Below are 24,335 nucleotides of genomic sequence, written 5' to 3' on the forward strand. Positions count from 1 at the left end.
CCGGAAACGACGTGCTACGCTCAAGTTTGTCGATAACAAAAAAGCGAGGACTCGGATGTGGGAGCCTTTACCTGGTGGGACACCGTCGTTCTGATCGTCTACGTGGTGGGGATCGCCTGGGTGGGCGCCCGCTTCGGCAAGGATCAGGAGAGCACGCAGGACTACTTCCTCGGTGGTCGCAAGATTCCCGGCTGGGCCATCGGACTGTCGGTCATGGCGACGCAGGCCAGTGCCATCACGTTCATCGGCGCGCCCGGCTGGGGTTTCGAAGGCGGGCTGGAGCGCCTGGCGACGTTCATCAACGTACCGCTGGCGATGGCGGTGCTGATCGTGATTCTGGTGCCGATCTTCCACCGCGCCGGGATCTACAGCATCTACGAGCTGCTCGAACGTCGTTTCGGGGCGCTGACGCGATCGCTGGCTGCGCTGCTGTTCCTGGTCGCCCGAGGCCTCGCCACCGGCGTCGTGCTTTACGCGCCGGCGCTGGTGCTGTCGGTCGTCACCGGCTGGGACGTCAATCTGACCATCGTGCTGATGGCGGTCATCGCGGTGAGCTACACCGTGCTTGGCGGGATCAGCGCGGTGATCTGGACAGACGTGATCCAGATGTTCGTGCTGTGGCTGGGGGCGATCCTGAGCATGGTGCTGATGGTCTCGAGCCTGCCCGGCGGCTGGAGCGACGTATTCGCCTACGGTGCCGCCAACGACATGTTCGATACCATCGACCTGTCGCTCGACCCCACCGTGACCTACTCGCTATGGGCGGGGCTGATCGGTGGCGTGGTCATGCACATCGCCTATTTCGGCACCGACCAGAGCCAGATCCAGCGGGTGCTGACCAGCCCGTCGATCGCCGAAGGGCAGCGCTCGCTGCTGATCGGCGGCTATCTGCTGGTGCCGCAGATGCTGCTGTTCCTGTTCATCGGCGTAATGCTGGCGGCCTACTACCAGCAGCATGGCCTGACCGCACCGGACAACCTCAACGAGCTGTTCCCGCGCTACGTGGTCAACGCTTTCCCTGTCGGAATCACCGGGCTGGTGATTGCCGGCGTTTTCGCGGCGGCGATGTCGAGCCTGGATTCCGCGCTCAATTCGCTCTCCGCGGTGACGGTGCGCGATTTCTATGCCCGCTACGTCAAGCCCGATGCCGACGAGAAGCACTATCTGAAGGCGTCGCGCTGGGCGACCATCTTCTGGGGGCTCTACGCCACGGCGTTCGCGTTCTTCGCGGGCAATCTCGGGCCGGTCATCGAAGCCGTCAATCGTATCGGTTCCTGGTTCTACGGTGCGTTGCTGGGCACCTTCCTGCTGGCCGTGCTCAGCCACCGCAGCAACGGGCGCGGGGCGGTCGCCGGTATCGTTCTCGGCATGGCGGCAGTGTGGGCCGTGTCGCAGACCGATATCTCCTGGCTGTATCAGAACTTCGTAGGGCTGGTGGTTTCGGTCGTCGTCGGCTATGTCGTGAGTTTGACCGCGCCGGCACCCTCGGCGGCTCAGCTGTCGGATGTGGTGATCGACGAAACCGCGCCGGACATGCAGGCGATGCTCAAGGGCCGCCATGACGGTGCCATCGAGATCGGCCGTGATGCCCGCCTGACGCGGCGCCGCTGCATTGGGTTGGTGGTGTGGTTCTTCGTCTCGCTGATCGTGCTGGGGCTGTTGCAGGGCTGGGCCAATGGCTGAGCGAAAGGCCGTGCCGCCGGAACCGCTGGTGCGTCTGCCCCGGCGCGTGAACGCTACCGACGCCGAACCCAGGCTGCGCCGCTTTGGCGCCGAGCGGTTCGAACCGGCGTGGCTGTCGCTGTGGGCCGTGGCGATCGGCCGCGAGGCGGCAACGCCGCTGGCCTGGCTCTTGGCCGCCGAGAACCTGCCCCGGGCGTTGTTGGTGGCGGGGGAGCTGGACCTGCAGCCGGCAGAGGACGATGACGCCCTTGCGCTTGGCGGCGGCCAGCGGCCGACGGTTGCGCAGTTCGAGCGCTGGTGGCTCTGGGAGCGGCTGGCCCGGCCACGCCGCTGGTCGCTGCGTGTACAGCCGTCGACGATGCGCGCCGTCGAGCTGCCTCTGTGGCTGGGTTATTCCCAAGGGCGGCCGGGCTATTCGCAAGGGCGGCCGGGCTATTCGCAAGGGCAACAGAGCTATCGGCAGCGCCGCCAGACGCGGCTCATCGTTCTCAGCGGGCTCTCGGGCGAAGCGCTGGGAGCGCTCAAGCCCGCGGTGCTGGCGGGGCTTCGCGATTGCCTGAACGCGAAGCCGTACGCCACGAATCATACGAGCCGGCAGGTTCGCGACGACGACCCCGTGCCGGGTTAGATCGCCTCGCCGCTGCGCTCCATGGCGACCAGCTGCTCCCGGCTGGGCAGGCCTTCCATGTCGCCGATGACCTGCACCTGTCGGGCGCCGATCAAGTTGCCGCGATGCAGCGCGGCGCGCCAATCCAGTCCGTCCAGATAGGCGCTGACGATGCCCACCGCAAAGCCGTCACCGGCGCCGACGGTATCGATGACCTGCTTGACGGGCGAGCCTTCGACGGTGCCTTCGCTGTCGGCGGTACGGAAGTAGCTGCCTTCCGGGCCCAGCTTGATGACCACGACCTTGGCGCCCCGGTCGAGATAGCCTCCGGCGATGTCGTAGGCCGTGTCGCGGCCGGTCAGCAGGCGCCCTTCGCTGAGCCCTGGCATGACGATGTCGGCCTCGGCGGCCAGCGCGTTGAGCGTTTCGATCATGACCTTTTCGCTGGGCCACAGGCTGGGCCGCAGGTTGGGATCGAACGAGATCGACAGGCCGGCGCTGCGCGCCCGGCGCAACAGATGAAACGACAGCTCTCGCGCCGACTCGGAGATGGCCGGCGGGATCCCGGTGGCATGAAGGTGGCGTGCGGATTCCAGCGCCACGCCTTCGCTGTCGGCGACGTTGAGGTAGCTGGCCGCGCTGCCCCGGCGAACGTACTCAACGTGAGGGTCGGCACCGTCGACGGCGCGCTCCTTGAAGACCAAGCCGGTGGCGTGGGTGTCATCGCGCTGCACATGGCGGCAGTCCAGCCCTTCAGTCTCCAGCGCCCGCTGCAGGAAGGTGCCGTTGTGATCCGCGCCGACGCGACTGAGCCAGCGCACATCGAAGCCCAGTCGTGACAGCCCGATCGCCACGTTGGTATCGGCACCGGCCGTGCGGCGGTGGAATCGCGTGACCTGGTCCAGCGGGCCGTCGTCGTCGGCGACGAACAGGGCCATGGCTTCACCGAAGGTCAGCACATCGTAGCGAGAATCGTGGCGGGAATCGGAACGGGGCATGGCGTCTCCTGGCTTGTGGAAAAGTTTTTGGGCCTCTTTGAGAGGTCGTTTTGAAGCTTTTGTTTGAAGCTTTTGTTTGAAGCGCTCTCTGGAAAAAGCCTGGGAAAAGTCCGAGGCGGAGACTTTCAGGCTCCGTCAGTTGGCCGGCGCTTGCTCTCGAAGCGCCGATAGCGGGCATTCAGGGTGTCCACCAGATGCTGGCGCTGGGCGTCGTCGATGACTTCGACCTGGGCGGTGCCGAGCTGGGTGGCGAGATCGACGCCGTCGACCACACGAATGTCGCGGCTGTCGCCGAGATGCTCGGTTTCGTCATCGATGATCCAGCCCGGAAGCACGAGGATGCCTCTCACCGGCACGCTCAATTTGGCGTGGCGCGACAGCCACTGGCGCAGCCAGACCGTCGACAGCTGAACCTTGCGCAGGATCTGACGTTCGCTCCAGCCGCGGAAGCGCAGGCGTTCGTTCTCTACCGATACGGTGTTGATGGGGTGACCCTCGAGATCGAGCGGAAAGTCGCGGGCCACGGTCTGGATCACGAACACGCCCTGGGGCGTTACCAGCACGTTGTCGATACTGTAGCTGTCGGCGGGAAAATCATGAAAGACGAAGTAGGGCTTGGCCAGCGGCCGGATCAGATGATCCAGTGCCTGGCCGACCGCCAGCTCGCAGGCCAGACTGCGCGTCAGGCGACGGAGACGCTGCACGTCGCGCAGGATCAGAAAGCAGAACAGCATGGCCAGCAGCGTGCTGACGACGCCATACAGCGACCATTCCAGCCAGCTCTGTCTTTCGGCGAACAGCATGCGGCCCATGCCGTAAACCAGTGGCATCAAGGTGAGCGTCGGCGCCAGCGTGGCATCGAGGAAGAACGTCATACGGGCTTTCTCGAGACGGTCGCGATGGGCCTGGGCGATCTCGCGGATGGGCTTGCCGTCATGCGGAGAGCGAAGGCCGACGGTCTGCACGTCGCGCAGAGTGATCGCCACCAGGGCGGCGGCGCCCAGGGGAGCGAGGAAGATCAGCGGCAGCACGTACTCCAACCAGGCCATGAGCGGGTGTCCTTGCGGCGTGGGCGGGAAGAGGTCCCATTCTAGCCGAGGTCGAGCATCGTCTGCGATGTCGATGGATTCGCCGGTCGAACCGTGGCGATGCCCGGCGGCTCATCACGACGGCATGATGCGGGGGCCGGTGCGACATGATCGGCCATCCGGCATGCTACGGTGAATACTGCAAGCGGGTCGATGAGAAACGTCTTTCGATGGAAAACATCATGTTCGAAGATACCAGCCAGGACGTCGAGGCGCTGGCCGAGTTTGTCTCGCGCCATCGACGGCTGTTCGTGCTCACGGGGGCCGGGGTGAGTACCGATTGCGGCATTCCCGACTATCGCGATGCGCGCGGCGACTGGAAGCGGCCGCCGCCGGTCAGTCATCAGGCTTTCATGGGCAGTCACGGCGTGCGGCAACGCTACTGGGCCCGCAGCCTGGTCGGCTTCCGGGCGCTGGCGGCCGCCCATCCGGGCAAGGCGCACGCGGCATTGACCGCGCTGGAGCGTCAGTCGCGAATCACTTCGCTGGTGACCCAGAACGTCGATGGCCTGCATCAACGCGCCGGCGCCCGCCGCGTCATCGACCTGCACGGTCAGGCCGATGTGGTGAAGTGCATGAACTGTGACGCGACCCTGATGCGTCATGCATTGCACGACGAACTGGCACGACGCAATCCCGAGTGGCTGTCATTGAGCGCCGAGGTGGGGCCGGACGGCGACGCCGATCTCGACGGTTACGACTTCTCGACGTTCGACGTGCCGAGCTGCCATCGCTGCCGCGTCGGCGTCTTCAAGCCGGATGTGGTGTTCTTCGGCGACAACGTGCCCAGGGCCCGTGTCGAACAGGCTTTCCAGGCGCTGGAGGAGGCTTCGGGGATGCTGGTGGTCGGCTCGTCGCTGATGGTCTATTCGGGGTTTCGCTTCGCCCGTCAGGCAGCCAAGCTCGGCAAGCCGATCGCCTGCGTCAATCTCGGCAAGACGCGCGCGGACGCGCTGTTCGATCTCAAGGTCACCGCACCGATCGGCCCGACCCTGACGGCACTGATCGACGCGCTGGAGCCGCTGCAACGCCTGGCGCGCTGAAGCGACAGAACCCGGCCGAGGCCGGGTTCCAGATTGGCGATGAATCACTTCACGTTCATTGACGCGTCGGCGGCGCCATGAATTCGGGGCCGACTGGATCCTTGACGTGCCGGGTCAGAATGGCATCGATGTCGGCCATGTCCTCGTCGCTCAGCTTCCAGCCGGTGATATCGCCCAGCGGTTCGACCTGCTCCGGCTTGCGGGCGCCCCACAGCGCGACGATGTTGGGAGAGCGATCGAGAATCCAGCGCACGGCCAGCGCCAGCACGCTCTTGTCATGACGCGTGCGAGCCAGTTCGGCCAGCGCATCGACGGCGGCCAGATACTGGGCGAATCGCGGCGACTGGAACTTGGGATCGCTGTTGCGCAGATCGTCACCGTTGAAGGTATAGCCTTCGTGCATCTTGCCGGTGAGCAGCCCGCGGCACAGCGCGCCGTAGGTCAACAACGTCAGGTCGTTGTTTTCGGCGTAGGGCAGGATCTCGCGGTCGATGTCGCGCTCGAACAGATTGTAGGGCGGCTGAAGGGTATGCAGCGGCGCCGTCTGGCGGAAGGTGTCGCACTGCTCGGGGGAGAAGTTGCTGACGCCGATCGCCCGGATCTTGCCCGCGCGATGGAAGCGTGCCATCGCCTCGGCGGTCTCCTGAATGTCGACCAGCGGGTCCGGCCAGTGGATCTGGTAGAGATCGATGTGATCGGTGTTCAGCCGACGCAGCGAATCGTCGAGCTCCTTCTCCAGCCGCTTCGCCGTGGCGTTGCGGGCGACGCTTGCGTCGTCGTACCACTCCAGGCCCGCCTTGGTCGCCAGCACCAGCTTGTCACGCTGGCCGGCCTGGGCGACGGCCTTGCCGACGACCTCTTCCGAGTGACCGAAGCCATAGGCCGGAGCGGTATCGATCAGGTTGACGCCCTGGTCGATGGCGGCATGAATGGTGCGGATGGCGTTGGGATCGTCGGTGCCGCCCCACTGGCGGCCACCCATGGCCCAGGTGCCGAGGCCGATGCGCGATGTGACGATATCCGTACCCGGTAATGTCAATGTTTCCATCTTGTCCTCTTTGACGATGAATCGAGTCCCTACAGAGTGGCGGGGCATGTCATCTTCGGCAAGCCGTACCTTGGGCGAGTCAGGCGCTTCAGCGGTTCGTTTCGACACCCGTGGTCGACACTGGAATGTCCGGCTCGGCGGGGTCTCCGTCGGCGAAGACCGATACCGGCTCCGGATTCAGGTAGAGAATGCGGTCGTCGTCGCGGATCTGCGCGCTGAGGCGGTAGAGATCGTCCGGGTCGATCGCCTCGGTGGCGTACTGCAGGGTGATCGGAATCGGCAGCTGGCCCAGCCGTTCATAGCGGCTGCTGGCCAGCACGTCTCCCGTGGAGATGTCCTTCAACTGGACCTCCAGCGTGGCGGACTCGGGCAGCGTGATCGGCTTCTCGGATACCACGCGGGCGGCCAGCGTGTCGAACTGGGGCCCGCCGGCGCAGCCCGCCAGCACGACGAGCGCGAACAGGATGGTGACGAGACGCAAAAGTCGCGGAACCGTGGGCAAAAGCATCGGAACCCCTCGAGGTGGAACGGTGGAACTTAAGAAAGTCGGCGTCGAAGCGGGCGGCACGACGACCGTGCGGCTATGACAAGCCTGCGCGCGGGAAATTCCCGGTGGCGGGAAAAGCGACGAGCCCCGATCAGCCGCCGGCGAGCTTGACCTTGAAACCGCGCGACTCCAGCTCGGCCTTGAGCACGTCGCGGTGATCGCCCTGGATTTCGATCACGCCATCCTTGACCGCGCCACCGGTGCCGCAGCGCTTCTTCAGCGTCTTGGCCAGGGTTTTCAGCTCGTCGCTGCCCAGCGGGACGCCCTGGATCGTGGTGACGCCCTTGCCCTTGCGACCGCTGGTCTCGCGCCGAATGCGCACGATACCGTCGAGTGCGGCGATGCGTTCGGCTTCCTCGCGGTCGCGGCATTCGCACTGGGCCACGGGTTGGCGGCAGTCGGGGCAGGTCTCGCCGTGTTCGGTCGAGTAGACCAGGCCGCGCAGCTGATCCTGTAACGAAGGCATGGGAACTCCGAATCGAGACATGAAAGCCACATGATAACGCGGCGATCCGCCTGCGAACGACCACTCGAAGCGAACGAATCGATATCGAACGGGCCAAAACGACCGTGCCAAAAACGATCGCGGCCCGAGCGTTTGGCTCGGGCCGCGATCATCGTTCTGCCATTGAGGCTGGTCGGTGAGGCTGGCCGGCGTTGGCTGAAACGACAGCCCCTAAAGGTTGCTCACGGCCAGGGCTGGCATCAGCTTGTCGATCACGGCCGGCAGCTCGCGCATGTCGCGAATCCCGATAGCGCCGGCCGGGGTGGGTTCGAGATCGGCAAAGCGGTTGATATGAACGACCCGCATGCCGGCTGCCAGTGCGGCACGTACACCGACCTGGGCGTCATCGATCACGATGCATTCGCCCGGCTCGAAGCCCATGTCGCGGCCGGCGTGAAGGAAGAGCCCCGGCGCCGGCTTCCAGCTGCCCACGGTGTAGGCGCTGTAGATGTTGTCGCCGAAGAAGCCGCGCAAACCGGTGCTGTCCAGCGCGCGTCGGATCTTGGTCTCGGGGCCGTTGGAGGCGACGCAGCGCGGCAACGAACCCAGTGCGTCGAGCGCTTCCCGCACCCCGGCGATCGGCTCGAGCTCGTCCGCCATGCGCTCGTGCATCTCCTGGCGCATCGCCGTCTCTATCCGCTGGCGAACGGCGTCGTCGAGATTCCCGTGCACCCGCTCCAGATGGGAAACGATGCTGGCGAATCGCGCGCCGCGAAAATCCGTCATGTAGTCATGGGGCTGAAAGGGCAGGCCGGCCTGATTCAGATACTTCGCCATGACTTCGGCGAGAAGCGGTTCGCTGTCGACCAGGGTGCCGTCGCAATCGAAAAGCAAGCAGAGGGGATCGGGCATGATGGGTCGCCTCGAGGGCGCTGTCAGTGAATAGGTACGCAGGTCGTCGATAAAGCGGCCTGCCGATGACTGGCTCCAGTTCTGTCGTTTCCAGTTCCGTTGTTCCAGTTCTACCCTTATCGGCATCGCAATCCGGAAATGCAGGATTATGGAACACTGTTTTCAATCTATCTTGCAACTTTAGTCGCCCCGGCTGTCGTTGACAAGCCGGAGCGAATGACTCCCCAGAAATTGCACACTTCGATGATGGACCGGTTCAGCCTGCATCCGGCCCGAAAGTCTGAGGCAAGTAGAGAATCAGGTCGGGGAAGGCGATCAGCAGGCCGATCACCACCAGCATTACCAGCAGGTAGATCATCGTCGTGCCCAGCGCCTTGAGCAGGGGAATGCCGCCGATCTTGGCCGAGATCATCAGGCAGAGCCCGTAGGGCGGGGTGATCAGCCCCAAGCCGAGTGCCATGACGCTGATCACGCCGAACTGCAGCGGGTCGACGCCGGCCTGGGCCGCCAGGGGCTGGAAGATTGGCGCCAGGATCGCCATCGCCGGCAGCGAATCCATGAAGGTGCCCACCAGCAGCATGACGATGGTCGCGATGATCAAAAGCGTGGTCGGATCGCTGATTTCCACGCCGGCCATCAGCTGCGGCGGAATCCGATAGAAGCTGATCAGGTAGCCGAAGATCGCCGCGCCGACGAGGCTGAACAGCGACAGAGAGCAGAGGCGCACCGTGTCGGTGGAGGCGTCGAGGACGCTCTTGAAGGTGAGTTCGCGATAGACGATGAAGCCCAGCAGCAGCGCGTAGAGCACGGCCATGACCGCAGCCTCGGTGGGCGTGACGATGCCCAGGGTGATACCGCCGATGATCAGCACCGGAATACCGGCGGCAAGCAGGCCGTCCTTGCCCGAACTTGCCAGTTGCCTGAGCGTGGCGCGTTTTCGTGCCGGCACGTCATAGCGGCGCACGTAGCCGAGGTTGAGCAGCAACTGCGCGGCGGCGATCAGAATCCCCGGCACGATGCCGCCGAGAAACAGCCCGGCGATCGAGGTGCTGGTGAGCGCGCCCCACACGATCATGTTGATCGACGGCGGAATGATGATCCCCATCACCGAGGAGGCGGCCGTCACCGCGACGCTGAAGTGGGTCGGGTAACCCTCTTTTTTCATGGCCGGGATCAATACCGTACCGATACCCGCACTGTCGGCCGTCGATGACCCCGAAACCCCGGCGAACAGCATGCTGACCAGCACGTTGACGTGGGCCAGCGCCCCTTTGACATGGCCGACCAGATGCAGGCACAGCGTGATCAGGCGATCGGTAATGCGGGCGGCATTCATCAGGTTGCCGGCGAGCAGGAACAGCGGCACCGCCAGCAGCACGAAGGAGTCCATGCCGTAGTACATGCGCTGGAACAGAATCCACGGCGTCAGGCGCGGATCGAGCACGATGATGCTAAACGAGGTGAGCACCAGCGACATCGCGATCGGCACGCCCAGCACGATGAGGACGCCGAGCAGCGCGAACAGCAGCCACGGCAGCAGGTAGAGCCAGTCGGCAGGCATCATCGCGAGGTCTCCTTCTCGTGTGACGAGGGCAAATCGAATTCTTGCGTGGGCGGCGCGCTCGCATGGTCCGGATCGATGAGCTCGTCGATCTCGGAAGGCGTGTTGAGCTCGCTCTCCATGGCATCGACGCCCTGGCTGGCGGTCACCAGCAGGCGCTGCAGGCTGAACAGCACGATCAGCACGCCGCTGACGAGGAAGGTCGAATAGGTCACGACCATCGGCAGCTGCGAGGCGCTGGCAATCCGGTTGAAACCGGAAAGGGCGAAGGCCTGGCCGAAGACGACGAAGATCAGCCCGACGATCAGGCAGGCGACATCGCGGATCACCCGGGTCACCCGGTCGGGGCGGGAGCCGCGGGGGAAAGCCTCGAGCACGAAGTGATCGGCATGCAGCACGCCGATCGCGGTGCCCAGCATGATCATCCACTGGAAGGCGAAGCGGCTCATCTCCTCGGTCCAGTAGAGCCTCGGCAGGAAGCCCAGGTTGCGGCTGACGATCTGATAGACGATCAGCAGGATGAAGCTGGCCAGCAAGAACAGCAACACCCCGTGAAGGAGGCGTTCCAGCTGGCGGTTGACGCGGCCCAGGGCCGTTGCGAATGCCATGACACGACTCCTTTACTGGGTATTGATGATGAGTTCGTAGAGATCGCGCAGCCCCATGTCATCGATCACCTGGCCCAGCGGGCCGGCGACGATCTGCTGCATGCGCTCGCGATCCATCGAGTAGAAGGTGGCGCCTTCGGCCTCGAGCTTGTCGCGGGACTCCTTGTCGAGGCGGATCTGCAGGTTCCGCGCGTACTGCTCGCTCTCGTCGGCAGCGGCCTGTACCGCCTGCTGCTCGGGCGGCGTGAGCGAGTCCCAGGTATCGTCGGAAATGGTCAGCAAGCGCACGGTGATGTCGTGCTCGGAAAGTCCGATATAAGGCGCGACTTCATGGAAGCGCATGCGGTAGATCCACTCCGCCTCGTTGAGCAGGCCGTCGATGGCGCCTAGTTGCAGCCCGGTGTAGATCTCCTTGTAGGCCATGACCGTGGGCTGGGTGCCCAGCGCCGCCCAGGCCGTGATCACCGGCCGGGTCGGATTGGTGCGCAGCTTCATGCCCTTGAGATCGTCTAGCGTTTCCAGCGGGCGGGTGCTGACGATCTGGCGGGTGCTGCCGCCATAATAGGCGAGCACCTTGACGCCGGTTTCCGCCTCGATGCGCTGGGCGATCTCCTGGCCGGCCTCGCCATCCAGCACGTGCCGCCAATGATCGAGATCGCGATACAGAAACGGAATCGAGAAGATGCTGGCGGTATGCGAGAACTCCGAGATCAAGCCGGGATTGATGATCGAGAAATCCAGCGCACCGGCGGTCTGCTGCTCGAACATCTCGGTTTCATGACCGAGCACCGAGTTGCTGTAGAGGTTCACCGTGAGTTCGCCGTCGGTTTTCTCTTCCAGCAACTGTTTGAAGCGCTCCGCGCTCAGGTGGTAGGCGGTATCCTCCGTGGCGCCGTGGCCGAAGATCAGCTCGCGGGCTTCGGCCGGCGTGGCGAGCGCGGCGAAAAGAAGGCCCGTGGCGACGATGAGTCGCCAGCCGGACAGATAGCGTGGAACCTCGTGAAATCTCATGGTGACTCCTGGGGGCGAGCGAGCGAGGGTTGGGAGCTGGCGCGAACCATCAAGGGCGCATCGAGGACGATGCGCTCGCGTTCGCCGTCGGGCGTCCGTATCCGCTTCAGGGCCAGTTCGGCAGCGCGGCGGCCGATCGACCGCGGGTGGGTCGCGATACTGCTCAATGCGGGGTCGGTGAGGGCGGCTTCATCGATGTCGTCGACGCCGACCACCGCGCAGTCCTGCCCCGCGCGCAGGCCAAGATGGGAAAGCGCCAGCAGCGCCCCCAGCGCGACCAGGTCGTTGTGGCAGATCAGGGCCGTGGGCCTGTCATCGCCACGCATCAGCTCGAGGGTGATTTCGCGCCCTGCGCAACGGGTCAGAGGGCCGCGAACGATGCGCGACAGGTCATCGAGTCCGGCCTCGTGCATGGCCTGTCGGTAGCCCGCGAGACGTTCGCGGTCGGCGGAGTGGTCAGCGGTTCCCGCGAGCAGGGTGATACGACGATGCCCCAAGGCGATCAGGTGACGAACGGCGTTGGCGATGCCCGTCCGGAGATCCGCGCCGACGTAGTCGCCGAGCGGTGACGGGCCGACGTGCCGCATGACCTCGATGCAGGGCATGCCCCAGTCGGCGATCGTTTCGATCAACGACGCAGGCGTCTCCTCCGCGGGGCACAACAGCAGCGCATCGACCCGATGTTCCCGCATGCGTGCCAGAAAACGCGCCTGGCGGGCGAGGCTGTCGCCGCTGCTGGCCAGAAAGGGAACGTAATCGGCGTCCTGCAGTGTTTCGTCGATGCCCGCCATCAGGGCACCGAAGAACGGATTGGCGATATCGTGAACCACCACGCCGATGGTCGCGGTACGTGGACTGCGCAGCGTGGCGGCGCCACGGTTGTAGACGTAGCCCAGTGCGTCGATGGCATCCCGCACTCGCTGGCGTGTGGACTCCGCCACCAGCGAGCTTTCCTGCATCACCAGCGACACGGTCGAGCGCGAGACGCCGGCATGGGCCGCGATATCTCTCAGCGTGACGCGAGGGCGGGAAGAGACTCTGAGGTTTTCGGGCATGCTGCATTCCGTTTTGGATCGATCCAAAAAGCTGTCAGCAGGTTAGTCGCGCCCCGGGAATGCGCCTATTCGCCTTTAGTGGCAAACGATGTCGGTGAACTACAGCAGTGTCCAAGCGGGATCTTCGTCACGAGAAGACAGGCAAGTGCGTCACGGACTTCTGTCACGCCATGTCTCGATGGCATGAGGGCGAGACGTGGGCGACGAGCTGCCGCCCACGCAATTTGCATGCTCGCTACTTCTTGCATGCTTGCTACTTCGTCTGACATTCCGCTTCGGCCTTGGCCGAATTGGCACAGTCATCCGTTTCTCCCCAGTGGGAGATCATGTAGATACAGCCAATCAAGCTCAGCACTAAAACCGCGATGGCTATTTTCATGGTGTCCCTTAGTCGCTATTGGACGTCACTATCGGAAAGACTCAATCATCGTAGTTCAAGTCCGATAGAAGCCACCCGGCATCTTGCCTATTCGTAAACGCGATTCCCGAATCATGAAGGTCGCGTTTTACCTTGATCAATGGCCAGGCGCCGCTTTCCATGAAACGGGAGGGTGTATCAGTTCAGCCTGTCGCTCCAGGCTTCCTCGTTGAACGGGCTGATCGGTCGTTTGCCGTCCAGCGCGAGCATGATGTTGTCGACCGCGCGCTGGGCCATGGCGGTGCGGGTCTCGTGAGTGGCGGAACCGATGTGCGGCAGTGCGACCACGTTGGGCATCTTGGGCAGCGGAGAATCCGCCTGCAGCGGTTCCTGCTCGAACACGTCGAGACCGGCGCCGCGAATCTGGCCGCTTTCGAGGGCCTGGATCATGGCCTGTTCGTCGACCACCTGCCCGCGGGAGATGTTGATGAAGATGGCGCTCTCCTTCATCAGCTCGAACTCGCGGGCACCGATCAGCTGGCGGGTTTCCGGGGTCAGCGGCACGATGGCGCAGACGAAGTCGGACTGCTGCAGCAGCTCGTCCAGTTCGCAGCGGCGCGCGCCCAGCTCCGCTTCCAGATCCGGTTTGGGCGAGGCGTTGGAGTAGAGGATCTTCATGCCGAAACCGAGGGCGCCGCGGCGGGCCACCGCCTGGCCGATGCGTCCGAAGCCGACCATGCCCAGCGTCTTGCCATGGACGTCGCTGCCGAACTGCTCCGGTCCGATGCTGGACTTCCAGTCGCCGCGCTTGACGTACTCGGCCAGCTCCACCACCCGGCGGGCGCTCGCCATGATCAGCGAAAAGCCGGTATCGGCGGTGGTTTCGGTGAGCACGTCCGGCGTGTTGCAGAGCAGGATGCCGCGGCGGGTCAGCTCCTCGACCGGATAGTTGTCCACACCCACCGAGATACTGGCGATCGCTTCCAGGTTGGGCGCGGCGTCGAGCAGTTCCGAGGTCATGTTGACCCCCGCGCCGATCAGTCCGTGAGCTTGCCCCAGCGCCTCGCGGAATGCCGGATCGTCGGCCGATTCGAGCTTGCCGAAGTAGTCGACGTGAAAGCGTTCGCGTAGCTGGTCGAGTTGCTGGTCGTTGAGGCGACGGTACGCCAGGATGCGCTTGCTCATGAAAGACTCTCCGGCTGAAAAATCGAATATCCGCAGGCGACGATATCGCCGCCTGCGAGGTGAGGGACGCACGAGCTTACCGACAAACCCGGCCCCATGAGGCAGTGCTTCGACGAAAGTCTAGCGGGAAAGGCGCAGCCGGGGGCAAGTCCGAGCGGAGCAATCGGGGTGCCTGTTCCCGGTCATGCGCCCGCCAGCGGCGCTTGATGCGTTATACGGAGGCCCGCCCGGGCCGCTTGATCAGCTGGCGGAATTTCGGCAGCTGCCGGGCGATGGGCGGCAGGCGCAAGATCATCAGCAGGGCGCCAACGGCGGCATAGAGGCTCCACTGCTCCAGGTCGGCACGGACCACCCAGAGAAAGTGCAGCAGGCCGAGCCCCAGCACCAGATAGACGACCTTGTGCAGCGTCTTCCAGCGCTTGCCCAGCTTGCGCATGGACCCCTTGTTGGAGGTCACGCCCATCGCGATCAGCCCGACGAGAGCCAGCATGCCGACGATGATGTAGGGCCGGCGGACGATCTCGCTGCCGAGCCGGGAGAGGTCCAGCCCGAGGATGAAAACGGCGTAGCAGAACAGGTGCAGCAGGGCGTAGGTCAAGGTCCACAGGCCGAGCTGGCGGCGGATCAGGGTGAAGCCTTTCCAGCGCGTCAGCTTGGTCAGCGGGGTCAGGCTGAGGGTGGAAAACAGCATCCACAGTATGCCCTGGCCGATGTTGAGCAGCAGGTAGCGACCGGGTTCCGGGCCGGCGGCGTTGATGGCGACCTGCGAGCTCCACCAGGCCAGCGGCACCAGCGCGGCGATGAACACCGCGATGCGCCAGAGCGTCAGCGTGTAGCGGGGCGTCGGCATCAGAAGTGCTTCCTCAGATCCATGCCCTGATAGAGGCTCGCGACCTCCTCGGCGTAGCCATTGAACATCCGCGTATCGATGATGTTGGGGTTGAACAGACTGTTGGGCAGCCGGCGCTCGGTGGCCTGGCTCCAGCGCGGGTGGTCGACCTCGGGATTGACGTTGGCGTAGAAGCCGTACTCGTCCGGGGCGATCGCCTGCCAGGAGTTGACCGGCTGCTCCTCGACCAGCGAAATGCGCACGATCGACTTGATGCTCTTGAAACCGTACTTCCACGGCACGACCAGGCGGAAGGGGGCACCATTCTGGTTGGGCAGTTCGCGCCCGTACATGCCGAGCCCGAGAATCGCCAGCGGATGCATCGCCTCGTCCATGCGCAGGCCTTCGGTGTAGGGCCAGTCGATCAGCGCGAACGAGGAGTCCTGCCCCGGCATCTGTTCCGGTGCGACCAGTGTCTCGAAGCGTACATACTTGGCCTTCGACGTGGGCTCGGCGCGTTTGATGACGTCACCCAGCGGAATCCCCAGCCACGGGATCACCATCGACCAGGCCTCGACGCAGCGCAGCCGGTAGATGCGCTCCTGCAGGCGGGAAGGCTTGGCCAGGTCCTCGAGATCGAAGCGCCCGCCGTTATTGACTTCGCCGTCGATCACCACGCTCCAGGGTTGCGTCTCGAGCGAGTCGGCGTTGCGCGCAGGATCGCCCTTGCCGGTGCCGAATTCGTAGAAATTGTTGTAGTGGGTGGCGTCGTCGAAGGGTGTGAGCTTGTCCATCTGACGATCGGCAGGAACCACGCTGTTCCACTCGGCATCTTTGAGCTTGGAGTCGAACCAGCCTGGCGGATTGCCGGCCGGTACGTCCTGATAGTCGGAGGCGGCGGCCTGGGCTCGCCCGGCCAGCGCCAGACTAATGCTCAGGCCCGCTCCGACGCCCGCCAGACCACCCATGAAGCGGCGACGCGAGAGATAGATCGATTCCGGGGTGACGTCCGATTCGCGCAGGTCGCTGGGTTTGGCAATCTTGATCAACATGATGAGTCTCCAACCGCCGATGATGGCATAGGGTGGATACGCGGACGGTGCGCGCCTGGATGCGTGTATCGAGGCTCCGGCGTACGCCGTGACACCGCATGACGTTCAGTTTAGGTGATCCATGCCCCGTCCTGCCGGAAAACGCCGGTCGCGTTCAGATCACGCCCAGCCAGCGCCACCAGATGAAATCGAGCGGCCACAGCAGCACGATGGTGATCAGCGCCAGCGGCAGCGTGATGCGCATGGCCTGACGGATGCTGACGCCGGAGGTGAGCAGGCCGATGATCAGCGGCGGCGACTGATAGGGGAACACCACGGTCGAGAATCCGATCACCTGAGACATCACCACGGCGGATGGCGACCAGCCGGTGACATCGGCCAGTTGCGGCGCCAGCGGTGTCATCACCGCGGGAACACCGGGCAGCGTGACCAGCATGCCCAGGATCGTGGCGATCACCGAGAGCCAGGCGAAGTTGCCGACGGTCGATTCCGGCGATAGCGGCAGCACGTCGAGAAGCTGGCCGGCGATCGCCTCGCCCAGCCCGCTATCGTGCGCCAGCGCACCCAGGCTGACGATCCCGGCGACATAGATGAACGGTTCGAGGTTCATCTGCTGCAATGGCCTGGCCGGCAGCAGGCCGCTGCCCGGGAACAGGCAGACCAGCCCCACCAGCATGCCGATCCAGGCCGGCGAGATGCCGTGCCAGGCATCGGTCATCCACATCACCACGGCGAAGGCCAGCAGCACGCTCATCAGTCTGCCGCCGCGGTCGAGCCCGGACGACGTCTCGGCCGTGAAAGGGGATGGCGCCGCGGCGCGGAACTGCCACAGGATCAAGCCCATGATCAGCCCCCACTTGAGCAGCCCCAGAACCGGGAAATGCAGCAGCAGATATTCGCCGTAGCTGGGCGAGAAGCCGAGCACCGCTTCGCTGGCACCCATCAGCACATTGTTGGGGACATTGGCGGGCAGAATGGTGAAGGTGGGCAGAAAGCTCGACATGATGCCGCTGAGCAGGACGCCGGCTCGGCCAGGATTGCCGGGCTCGTAGCCGAACCGTTCGACCAGGGTCAGAAGAATCGGCACCAGCAGCACGATCCGGCCCATCGCCGACGGCATGACGAAGGAGGCGATCAGCCCCAGCAGGCCCACGCCGACAACCGCCTGTGGATAACCTGACGCGAGATGAGGTCCTATCCGGGCGGCGACGCGTTCGCCCAGGCCGGTGTGATTGATCGCGGCGCCGATCACCATGCCCGAGAATACCAGCCAGGTCGCGGCCGACTCGAAACCGGCGAACGCCGTTGAGGCCGGCGCGACCTCCGCCACGGTGCAGAGGGTGAAGAAGATCAGCGCCGTCAGCCACTGCGGCAGCCAGCCGGTGGCCCACAGACCGATGCACAGCACCACGACGATGCCGGCCTGCAGCACCGAGCCGTCGGCGCTGCCCAGCAACAGCCAGCCGAGCGCGCCCAGCAGAGCCAGCAGTGATATTCCCTGACGCCAGGGCAGAACGGTAATCGAAGAGGACATCACGACAGATCCGAAGGCGAGCGAGGCGGCAGTATACCAGCGTGAAAAGCGACCATCGGTCGAATCGGGGGCTGGATCAGCGCTGCAGACTCAGCTGCGTAATGGTGACCAGAATGATCGCCATGCCGAAAAGTTGCAGCGGGGCGAGAGTCTGTCCCAGCACGACGAATCCGAACAGCGAGGCCGTGACCGGCTCCACCATGGCGATCATGGAGGCCGCCGAGGGGGACGTCCGTCTCAGCCCGGGCAGATAGAGATAGAAGGAGATGCCTGCGCCGAACAGGCCGAGCAGCAGAAACCCGTAGGCGTCGCCGGTGAATGGCACTTGCTGCATCTGCCCGATGTCGACGAATGCGAACAGCAGCAGCGTCAGGGTCAGGAAGGCGATCGTCAGGACCGCTTGCGCCGGCCCCTGGGCTCTGGCGTAGCGAAAGCCGAAGATGAACAGGGCGTAGGACAAGCCGGACAACAGGCCGCAAGCGATACCCCAGACCGAAACCTGGCCCGTGCCGCTGCGCAGGATGTCGGTCAGCAGCACGATACCCACCATCACCGCCGTGATCGACGCCCATTTGCCTAGCGTAGGCTTCTCCAGACCGCATGCGAACGACACCAGAAAGACGAACAGCGGCGCGGTGTACATCAGCGTGGCGGCGATCGCCACGTTGGCGTTCGAGATGCTCAGGAAATAGAAGGTGAAGTTGCCGGCCACACCAACGCCAGCCACGACCGACCAGGCGATGAGCCGCCAGTCGAATCGCAGGTTGCGCAACGGATGGAGGACGAACCAGGCCAGCATGCAGACCAGGCCGATCGCGCCGCGGTAGAACGAGATGACGTAAGGGTCCCAGCCCTCGTCCATCAGCAGGCTCGCAAGGCCACCCGACAGGCCCCAGAACATGGCTGCAAGCGTGATGTAGACGGTGCCCTTCACCGAACTCGACATGGTTTGATGCCCTCCTTGGCAGATGTTGTCTGTCGCCAGCGCTCCGGATTGTGCCGGCTCGGGCGCGCGACCCCGCCGTCAGCGTAGATGAGGAATCGGATTCGCGAACCTGTGGCGTCGTGACGGTTTCCTTCTAGGCTGAACATCCAGACGGGCCAGATTGGTGGCTCCTGCCAGCTAGGAGAGAACGCGTGAAGCAAGTGACGACAACCGCGATGGCGACGCTCTGTCTGAGCGGAGAATTGACGAACAAGCTGGAGGCGATCGCGCGGGCCGGATTCGACGGCGTGGAGGTTTTCGCCGATGACCTGCAGTCGAGCGGTCTGGCGCCGCGAACCGTGGGGGAGCGTTGTCGGGAACTTGGGCTAACGGTCGTCGCGCTACAGCCGTTCCGCGATGCCGAGGCGCTGCCGCCGGCATTGCATCGTCAGATGCTGGGCATCGTCAGATGCTGGAGGAGGCCAGGCGCCAACTCGACACGCTGGCCGATCTCGGCGGTGATTTCCTGCTCGCCTGCAGCAATACCCGCGAAGAAACCGAGAACGACCGGGGCCGAGCCGCCGACAGCCTGCGCGACCTGGCCGAACTGGCGACCGAACGGGAGATGCGCGTGGGTTTCGAGGCGCTGGCCTGGGGGCGGCATGTCTTCGACTATCGCGAGGCGTGGCGGGTCGTGCAGCAGGCCGATCATCCGGCGCTTTCCCTCGTGCTGGACAGCTACCACGTTCTGGCTCGCGAGCTCGAACTGGAAACCCTCGCCTCGATCCCCGGCGACAGGATCGGCCTGGTGCAGCTGGCCGACTCTCCGTGGCCACGCGGGCAGGATCTGCAAGCGCTGAGCCGACATCGACGGGCGTTTCCCGGCGACGGCGAATTACCCATCGAGCGCTTCATGGAGGCATTGGGCAGGACAGGGTATGCCGGGCCGCTGTCGCTGGAAATCTTCAGCGATGCGCTGACGGTCATGCCGACGGGAATGGCGGCGCTCCAGGGCAAGCACGCGCTAGATTCGCTACTGGCTTCGCAGCCGTAACAACGCCTCGTGCGGTGTTATATCAGCCACATATGGCTCAGCCAGATTCCCAATGCCAAGGTCAGCGCCGACAGCACCGTCGCCATCACCATCGCCGCCGTGCCCAGCTCGCCGAACCCGTAGCGCTGACCCAGCAGCGGATACATCGAGAGCATCGGCGCGCAGGCAAAGATGATGGCCGCGGTGGCGAATACCGGATCGAGCCCCGGGATCAGCAGTACCATCAGCAGTATGCAGAGCGGGTGCAGGGAGAGCTTGGCGAGCGCGATCCGAGTCACGCGCTTGACCATGCCGCGCACGCGCAGGCCGCACAGCGTGCCACCGATGACGAACAGCGCCACCGGCGAGGACGAGGCGGCGAGCATCTCGAGCACCCGGGCAATCGGGGCCGGCGGATGCAGGTTCAGCGCGGCGAGCAGCGTGCCCACGGCGATGGCGATGATCAATGGGTGGCGCAGAATGCGTACGGCCACCGGTTTCACCGTCTCCCATACGCCTCCCTTGGCCTGGCGGCCGAGTTCGGCGAGTACCAGCGCCGTGGGAATCACCAGCAGGTTCTCGATCAGCATGTTGAGCGCCAGGGCGATGCCCGCCGTGGGGCCCACCACCAGCACCGCCACCGGATAGCCGATGAAGCCGCTGTTGGAGGCCGACGTGCCCAGGGCGTACATTGCCCGGCGTTCCAGCGGTGCGTTACCGCGCAGCGTTACCATGCCGAAGGTGATGGCGAAGGCGAGCCCGGAACCCAGTCCGTAGACCAGCAGGTAGGGCACGTTGAAGACCTCGCCCAACGGGCGCTGGAGCAGTGCCTGGATCACCAGAGCGGGCAGGGCGATGTTGATCACATAACGGCCCATGCCCTGGATATGGGCCTTGTCGACGATGCGCTTGAGCACCGCGAGATAACCGATGCCCAGCAGGATGAAGATGGGAACGATGGCGCCGAAGATGGTGTTCACGAAACGTTGACCGCTGCCAATTAGACTTATGCCTAATAGCATGAGCCCGAGACGGGTCACCGGCAAGTGGATTCACTCGAGCGGTACCCGTCGTTCCTGGTCAGATGACGCTGCGTTCAGCGTTGCCAGCCGATGACCTCCAGCGCTCGCTGGCGGTGCGCCTCCGTGATCTGGCCGACTGCCCGTCGCGAGCTTTCAGTTGACCTGCTGGGCTATCAGTTTCGCCTTCTCGCGAAGCAGGGGCAGGAAGTCTTTCGTTAATGTCTGCATGTCGATCCGCGCCGCGTTGGTGCTGATATTGATGGCGCCCAGTAACCCTCCATTGGCGTCGAAGGCCGGGATTGCCAGAGAGCGGAGCCCCGAATCCAGCTCCTGATCCACAATACAGTAACCTTGCTCGCGAATCTCGACGAGGCGCGCCTCCAGCGTCGTCTTGTCGGTGATGCTGTGTTCGGTGTGCCGCGAGAGAGCGACCCGCTCGAGATAGGCAGTGCGTTCCGCATCAGGCAGCTGTGCCAGCAGGACGCGTCCCATGGAGGTATAGGCTGCCGGAAGGCGGGTGCCGATCGACAGTGAAATGGACATCAAGCGGTGATGAGCCGCCGATCGCGCCACATAGGTGACATCGTCGCCATCGAGTACGCCCATCGACGAAGACTCGCCGGTAACATCGGTGATGTCCTCGAGGTGTTGTTGAATGACGCTGCGATAACCGTTCGAGGAGAGAAAGGCGTAACCCAGTTGCAGAACCTTGGGCGCCAGTTCGAAAGAACGGTGCTGTTTACGCACGTAGCCCAACGCGTGCAGCGTCAGCAGAAATCGCCTTGCACGCGCACGATTCATCCCTGTCTTGGCAGCGACCTCGCTCAACGTCATCCGTGGTGACTGCTGATCGAAGGCGAGTATCACCTCGAGCCCGCTGGCGAGCGCAGTGACGAAGTCGCGATCATCAGGGTTGAGCATTTCTTCCTTGCTGGGCATGACTGGAACATTCCTCGCTATCTATCGAATCGAATCCCACAAGCTTAAGGGGTAAAAGGAAAGTTCGAAAGCCGAACATCTGTTCTTAAGGCATGCGCAAATAAGCTTATACGGTCAAATTACTATCGCAGAGAGCTTTTGATTGTACACTTCATGGTAACGCTGGCTTGCCAATTGAGGATGACAGTTCTTGAGCTCAAGATATGGTAATGCAAAGTGTGACACTCTGGAGCGATTCAGAAACCGATATCGAACCATCTTGCGATCCACCCCTGACTATCCGGCAGGCCCGCCGCTCAGAGATACCAAGCGAGTTCCTCAAATGTGAGACAGTCTCGCGCGTTACGGCGGGCGTCACCACTTTTTGAAACCAGTTCCTTCATAGCGGTCAGATCGAGCATCTGTTCAGCCAGTGACTTCTTGAGCTTCGCGTTCTTGTCCTCAAGGGGCTTTAGACGCTTCGCTTCCGATAACATTATATTGTCTAACTTGGCTTTTCAGTAAGATTCCTTCCGACCTGCCGTGTTTGCGGCACAAGTTCGCACACTTCGCGCCTGCTTCATACTCGGCTAGGTGTGTGGTCCCGAAGAGTAATGGTCTAACCTACCAGCCATTATCGGAGGATGATCCATGGTTCAGATTCTTCACAAACGCGCCACGATCACGCACGCCATCCGAGCAGAAATACAGCGATCGACAGATTCGGTCGCGACGTTGAGCCGGCGCTACGGCATCAATCCAAAAACTGTGCGCAAGTGGCGCAGTCGGGACAGCGTCGAGGATACTCGCATGGGCCCCAAGGCGGCTCGCTCCACGTCGCTGACACCCCTGGAGGAAGCCGCAGCCGTCACCTTCCGGCAGAAGACCCTGTTGCCTCTCGATGACTGCCTTCATGCGCTTCAGCGAGAGATCCCTTCGCTTACCCGATCAAGCCTGCACCGGCTTTATCAGCGACACGGGATCAGTCAGCTTCCCAAGACTGGCGACCAGAAGCGCGAGAAGAAGCTGTTCAAGCGTTACCCGATTGGCTACCTACACATTGATATCAGTGAAATCCGCACCGGTGAGGGCAAAGCCTACTTGTTCGTCGCCGTAGATCGAACCTCCAAGTTCGTTCATGCACAGCTATACCGGAAGATGACGAGGCAGATCGCTGCTGACTCCTCGAAGATACGCTGCAGGCCCTGCCTTACCGCGCCCATACGGTATTGACAGATAACGGGGTACAGTTCGCGAAGAAGGCCGGAACAGAAGCTTATAAGCCGCATATCTTCGATGTCGTCTGTTACCACCGCCACGGCATTGAGCATCGCCTGACAAAGCCCTTCCACCCCTGGACCAACGGACAGGTGGAACGGATGAACCGCACCATCAGGGAGGCAACGACCTGGGCGTTCCATTACACCTCGCTGGATCAGCTCCAGTCCCATCTGGATGATTATCTATGGGCCTATAACAGTGCCCGGCCACTCAGGGCGCTCAAGGGCAAGACCCCGATAGGATTTATCCTTGAGCAATGGCAGAAAGAGCCCGAGAGATTTTATGACGACCCGAACCATTACTTAACGGGACCAAACACCTAGTCTTATTACAGTTTTCGACACCGTTTCCCTTTGCCCCCCCCTAATTACCGATTGATATCCTACATGTGTAGTGCGTAGGAATAGCACGCCATCCGGCAAGACTACCTGTTCTAGCTGCCTTTTCTCAGCTGCCGCCTTGCCATTTCGTATATTTCGCAAGGCAAGATGAAACGCGCCCACAGGTATGGTTTCTTACAAGAGCAAGCGGCATCGCCAGTCGGCGGAGTTCACCCGTTCGGTCTGCACTTACCGCGATGGCCAGTTGTTTCTGACCAAGCGCCGTAAACATTGGTCATCCGCCGGATCCGCGACCGTCCGACGACCCCACCACCAGTACCATTTTCAGGAACTTACCGGGCTGCTATTTAGTGAGCTGCTGGTGCGAGTTTTTGAGGTACTGCCGTCATCCCGTCAATGGTGGGCATTGGAGCATCGGCACCGGCCTGAAAAAGTTGTTTCTCAACCGGCCACGGGGGACATTAGCAAACCCAGTCACACGGCGGCATATGCGAACTGCCTAGTCATATGATGTTACATGTTCGGATAGTTGGGTCCGCCGCCACCTTCGGGCGCTACCCAGGTGATGTTCTGGGACGGGTCCTTGATGTCGCAGGTCTTGCAGTGAATGCAGTTCTGGAAGTTGATTCGGAATTGCGGTTCTCCACTTTCCTCGACCACTTCGTAGACGCCAACCGGGCAGTAGCGCTGCGCGGGCTCGGCGTATTCCGGCAGATTTCTGGCGATGGGAATGTCCGGATCGCTCAGCTTCAGATGGCAGGGCTGGTTCTCGTCGTGGTTGGTGTTCGACAGGAACACCGAGGACGGCTTGTCGAACGATAGCTTGCCATCGGGTTTGGGGTAATCGATCGGCGTCGACTCCGCCGCCTTCTTCAACTGATGGTCCGGCGTGGTGTCGTGCTGCACCGGCAGCTTGCCGCTCAGCAGCTGGTCGACGAAATTGAAGGCGCCGCCGCCCACGGTGCCGAACCGATGGATGGCCGGACCGAAGCTGCGACTGGCCTGCAGCTCCTGCCACGCCCAGCTCGACTCCCAGGCCTGGGTGAAGGCGGTAAGCTCCTGACCGCCCTCGTCGCCGGAAGCGATGGCCTCGAACACGCTCTCCGCCGCGACCAGCCCCGATTTCATCGCGGTGTGAATGCCCTTGATCTTGGCGAAATTGAGCGTGCCGGCGTCGCAGCCCAGCAGCAGGGCGCCGGGCATCGTCATCCTGGGCAGGCAGTTGGCGCCCCCCTTGGTGATCGCGCGGGC

22 protein-coding genes and 2 pseudogenes are annotated in these 24,335 nt (G+C 63.3%); 5 read left to right on the plus strand and 19 right to left on the minus strand.

Annotated features, from left to right (window positions below):
* The first annotated feature begins 57 nt into the window (after positions 1 to 57).
* Both DOM32_RS10620 and DOM32_RS10625 read left to right on the plus strand, forming a co-directional pair.
* On the plus strand, positions 58 to 1,683 hold the full coding sequence (locus DOM32_RS10620) for a sodium:solute symporter family protein (RefSeq protein ID WP_110634212.1): 1,626 nt from the start codon (positions 58 to 60) through the stop codon (positions 1,681 to 1,683).
* A complete protein-coding gene (locus DOM32_RS10625) occupies positions 1,676 to 2,311 on the plus strand; it encodes a hypothetical protein (RefSeq protein ID WP_110634215.1) in 636 nt (211 codons plus the stop codon). Before DOM32_RS10620 ends, DOM32_RS10625 begins: the two co-directional genes overlap by 8 nt.
* Here DOM32_RS10625 and DOM32_RS10630 read toward each other — a convergent pair.
* Both DOM32_RS10630 and DOM32_RS10635 read right to left on the minus strand, forming a co-directional pair.
* Entirely contained in the window at positions 2,308 to 3,288 is a 981-nt protein-coding gene (locus DOM32_RS10630) for a sugar kinase (RefSeq protein ID WP_110634218.1), read from the minus strand. The genes DOM32_RS10625 and DOM32_RS10630 overlap by 4 nt on opposite strands.
* 125 nt (positions 3,289 to 3,413) lie before the next feature.
* Positions 3,414 to 4,337: a nuclease-related domain-containing protein gene (locus DOM32_RS10635; RefSeq protein ID WP_071230820.1), complete on the minus strand. Its 924-nt coding sequence runs from the start codon at positions 4,335 to 4,337 to the stop codon at positions 3,414 to 3,416.
* Positions 4,338 to 4,558: 221 nt separating this feature from the next.
* Here DOM32_RS10635 and DOM32_RS10640 point away from each other — a divergent pair, with 221 nt between their 5' ends.
* Positions 4,559 to 5,419 carry an NAD-dependent protein deacetylase gene (locus DOM32_RS10640; RefSeq protein WP_071231149.1) on the plus strand — a complete coding sequence of 287 codons (861 nt, stop codon included), beginning with the start codon at positions 4,559 to 4,561 and terminating at the stop codon, positions 5,417 to 5,419.
* 55 nt (positions 5,420 to 5,474) lie between these two features.
* Here DOM32_RS10640 and DOM32_RS10645 read toward each other — a convergent pair whose 3' ends face one another.
* The 13 genes from DOM32_RS10645 to DOM32_RS10705 all read right to left on the minus strand — a co-directional run bounded on the left by DOM32_RS10645 (position 5,475) and on the right by DOM32_RS10705 (position 18,510).
* A complete protein-coding gene (locus tag DOM32_RS10645; RefSeq protein ID WP_277354957.1) occupies positions 5,475 to 6,515 on the minus strand; it encodes an aldo/keto reductase in 1,041 nt (346 codons plus the stop codon).
* 40 nt (positions 6,516 to 6,555) lie between these two features.
* Positions 6,556 to 6,975, minus strand: a complete 420-nt coding sequence (locus tag DOM32_RS10650) for a YbaY family lipoprotein (protein WP_071230818.1) — start codon at positions 6,973 to 6,975, stop codon at positions 6,556 to 6,558.
* Positions 6,976 to 7,105: 130 nt separating this feature from the next.
* Positions 7,106 to 7,480: a translation initiation factor Sui1 gene (locus DOM32_RS10655; RefSeq protein WP_071230817.1), complete on the minus strand. Its 375-nt coding sequence runs from the start codon at positions 7,478 to 7,480 to the stop codon at positions 7,106 to 7,108.
* Between the two features lie 210 nt (positions 7,481 to 7,690).
* A complete protein-coding gene (locus tag DOM32_RS10660; protein WP_071230816.1) occupies positions 7,691 to 8,371 on the minus strand; it encodes an HAD family hydrolase in 681 nt (226 codons plus the stop codon).
* Positions 8,372 to 8,627: 256 nt separating this feature from the next.
* Positions 8,628 to 9,935: a TRAP transporter large permease gene (locus tag DOM32_RS10665; RefSeq protein WP_110634224.1), complete on the minus strand. Its 1,308-nt coding sequence runs from the start codon at positions 9,933 to 9,935 to the stop codon at positions 8,628 to 8,630.
* The gene (locus tag DOM32_RS10670; protein ID WP_110634227.1) at positions 9,932 to 10,540 is read right to left on the minus strand and encodes a TRAP transporter small permease; all 609 of its coding nucleotides are present in this window, start codon (positions 10,538 to 10,540) and stop codon (positions 9,932 to 9,934) included. The genes DOM32_RS10665 and DOM32_RS10670 overlap by 4 nt, the downstream gene beginning before the upstream one ends.
* Positions 10,541 to 10,552: 12 nt before the next feature.
* Positions 10,553 to 11,551 carry a TRAP transporter substrate-binding protein gene (locus DOM32_RS10675; RefSeq protein ID WP_110634232.1) on the minus strand — a complete coding sequence of 333 codons (999 nt, stop codon included), beginning with the start codon at positions 11,549 to 11,551 and terminating at the stop codon, positions 10,553 to 10,555.
* On the minus strand, positions 11,548 to 12,606 hold the full coding sequence (locus DOM32_RS10680; RefSeq protein ID WP_110634235.1) for a LacI family DNA-binding transcriptional regulator: 1,059 nt from the start codon (positions 12,604 to 12,606) through the stop codon (positions 11,548 to 11,550). Before DOM32_RS10680 ends, DOM32_RS10675 begins: the two co-directional genes overlap by 4 nt.
* 556 nt (positions 12,607 to 13,162) lie before the next feature.
* The gene (locus DOM32_RS10685) at positions 13,163 to 14,149 is read right to left on the minus strand and encodes a 2-hydroxyacid dehydrogenase (protein ID WP_110634238.1); all 987 of its coding nucleotides are present in this window, start codon (positions 14,147 to 14,149) and stop codon (positions 13,163 to 13,165) included.
* 211 nt (positions 14,150 to 14,360) lie between these two features.
* Positions 14,361 to 14,999: a protein-methionine-sulfoxide reductase heme-binding subunit MsrQ gene (gene msrQ / locus DOM32_RS10690; RefSeq protein WP_110634241.1), complete on the minus strand. Its 639-nt coding sequence runs from the start codon at positions 14,997 to 14,999 to the stop codon at positions 14,361 to 14,363.
* Positions 14,999 to 16,030 (minus strand): protein-methionine-sulfoxide reductase catalytic subunit MsrP, encoded by a 1,032-nt coding sequence (gene msrP, locus DOM32_RS10695; protein ID WP_110634244.1) that lies wholly within the window; start codon positions 16,028 to 16,030, stop codon positions 14,999 to 15,001. Before msrP ends, msrQ begins: the two co-directional genes overlap by 1 nt.
* A 154-nt stretch (positions 16,031 to 16,184) precedes the next feature.
* Positions 16,185 to 17,564 carry an SLC13 family permease gene (locus DOM32_RS10700; protein ID WP_110634246.1) on the minus strand — a complete coding sequence of 460 codons (1,380 nt, stop codon included), beginning with the start codon at positions 17,562 to 17,564 and terminating at the stop codon, positions 16,185 to 16,187.
* Positions 17,565 to 17,640: 76 nt separating this feature from the next.
* Positions 17,641 to 18,510, minus strand: coding sequence for a DMT family transporter (locus DOM32_RS10705; RefSeq protein WP_110634250.1), 870 nt, complete (start codon positions 18,508 to 18,510; stop codon positions 17,641 to 17,643).
* 349 nt (positions 18,511 to 18,859) lie between these two features.
* Here DOM32_RS10705 and DOM32_RS10715 point away from each other — a divergent pair, with 349 nt between their 5' ends.
* Positions 18,860 to 19,543: a sugar phosphate isomerase/epimerase family protein gene (locus DOM32_RS10715; RefSeq protein WP_277354958.1), complete on the plus strand. Its 684-nt coding sequence runs from the start codon at positions 18,860 to 18,862 to the stop codon at positions 19,541 to 19,543.
* A 17-nt stretch (positions 19,544 to 19,560) separates the two neighbouring features.
* On the opposite strand, the gene DOM32_RS10720 is transcribed toward DOM32_RS10715, so the two are convergent.
* The 3 genes and pseudogenes from DOM32_RS10720 to DOM32_RS10730 form a co-directional block, all read right to left on the minus strand.
* Positions 19,561 to 20,502, minus strand: coding sequence for an AEC family transporter (locus DOM32_RS10720; protein ID WP_244179884.1), 942 nt, complete (start codon positions 20,500 to 20,502; stop codon positions 19,561 to 19,563).
* A 195-nt stretch (positions 20,503 to 20,697) separates the two neighbouring features.
* Positions 20,698 to 21,483, minus strand: a complete 786-nt coding sequence (locus DOM32_RS10725) for an IclR family transcriptional regulator domain-containing protein (RefSeq protein WP_110634256.1) — start codon at positions 21,481 to 21,483, stop codon at positions 20,698 to 20,700.
* A gap of 243 nt (positions 21,484 to 21,726) precedes the next feature.
* Positions 21,727 to 22,056 (minus strand): annotated as a pseudogene (locus DOM32_RS10730) (transposase); the annotation flags it as partial.
* 57 nt (positions 22,057 to 22,113) lie between these two features.
* Between DOM32_RS10730 and DOM32_RS10735 the strand changes: the two are divergent.
* Positions 22,114 to 23,066, plus strand: a pseudogene (locus tag DOM32_RS10735) (IS481 family transposase).
* Between the two features lie 531 nt (positions 23,067 to 23,597).
* On the opposite strand, the gene DOM32_RS10740 reads toward DOM32_RS10735, so the two are convergent.
* Positions 23,598 to 24,335, minus strand: a 738-nt coding sequence (locus DOM32_RS10740) for an electron transfer flavoprotein-ubiquinone oxidoreductase (RefSeq protein ID WP_208625367.1), incomplete at its 5' end; no start/stop codon positions are given.

This window comes from Salinicola salarius, from assembly GCF_003206135.1.
Lineage (GTDB): Bacteria > Pseudomonadota > Gammaproteobacteria > Pseudomonadales > Halomonadaceae > Salinicola > Salinicola salarius.

Excerpts from the sequence above, each read along its gene's own strand:
- DOM32_RS10725 (WP_110634256.1), bottom strand. The coding sequence starts at position 21,483 with ATGCCCAGCAAGGAAGAAATGCTCAACCCTGATGATCGCGACTTCGTC.
- msrQ (WP_110634241.1), bottom strand. The coding sequence starts at position 14,999 with ATGCCGACGCCCCGCTACACGCTGACGCTCTGGCGCATCGCGGTGTTC.
- DOM32_RS10705 (WP_110634250.1), bottom strand. The coding sequence starts at position 18,510 with ATGTCGAGTTCGGTGAAGGGCACCGTCTACATCACGCTTGCAGCCATG.
- DOM32_RS10665 (WP_110634224.1), bottom strand. The coding sequence starts at position 9,935 with ATGATGCCTGCCGACTGGCTCTACCTGCTGCCGTGGCTGCTGTTCGCG.
- DOM32_RS10645 (WP_277354957.1), bottom strand. The coding sequence starts at position 6,515 with ATGCCCCGCCACTCTGTAGGGACTCGATTCATCGTCAAAGAGGACAAG.
- DOM32_RS10635 (WP_071230820.1), bottom strand. The coding sequence starts at position 4,337 with ATGGCCTGGTTGGAGTACGTGCTGCCGCTGATCTTCCTCGCTCCCCTG.
- msrP (WP_110634244.1), bottom strand. The coding sequence starts at position 16,030 with ATGTTGATCAAGATTGCCAAACCCAGCGACCTGCGCGAATCGGACGTC.
- DOM32_RS10650 (WP_071230818.1), bottom strand. The coding sequence starts at position 6,975 with ATGCTTTTGCCCACGGTTCCGCGACTTTTGCGTCTCGTCACCATCCTG.
- DOM32_RS10675 (WP_110634232.1), bottom strand. The coding sequence starts at position 11,551 with ATGAGATTTCACGAGGTTCCACGCTATCTGTCCGGCTGGCGACTCATC.
- DOM32_RS10660 (WP_071230816.1), bottom strand. The coding sequence starts at position 8,371 with ATGCCCGATCCCCTCTGCTTGCTTTTCGATTGCGACGGCACCCTGGTC.
- DOM32_RS10655 (WP_071230817.1), bottom strand. The coding sequence starts at position 7,480 with ATGCCTTCGTTACAGGATCAGCTGCGCGGCCTGGTCTACTCGACCGAA.
- DOM32_RS10680 (WP_110634235.1), bottom strand. The coding sequence starts at position 12,606 with ATGCCCGAAAACCTCAGAGTCTCTTCCCGCCCTCGCGTCACGCTGAGA.
- DOM32_RS10700 (WP_110634246.1), bottom strand. The coding sequence starts at position 17,564 with ATGTCCTCTTCGATTACCGTTCTGCCCTGGCGTCAGGGAATATCACTG.
- DOM32_RS10640 (WP_071231149.1), top strand. The coding sequence starts at position 4,559 with ATGTTCGAAGATACCAGCCAGGACGTCGAGGCGCTGGCCGAGTTTGTC.
- DOM32_RS10670 (WP_110634227.1), bottom strand. The coding sequence starts at position 10,540 with ATGGCATTCGCAACGGCCCTGGGCCGCGTCAACCGCCAGCTGGAACGC.
- DOM32_RS10630 (WP_110634218.1), bottom strand. The coding sequence starts at position 3,288 with ATGCCCCGTTCCGATTCCCGCCACGATTCTCGCTACGATGTGCTGACC.
- DOM32_RS10625 (WP_110634215.1), top strand. The coding sequence starts at position 1,676 with ATGGCTGAGCGAAAGGCCGTGCCGCCGGAACCGCTGGTGCGTCTGCCC.
- DOM32_RS10685 (WP_110634238.1), bottom strand. The coding sequence starts at position 14,149 with ATGAGCAAGCGCATCCTGGCGTACCGTCGCCTCAACGACCAGCAACTC.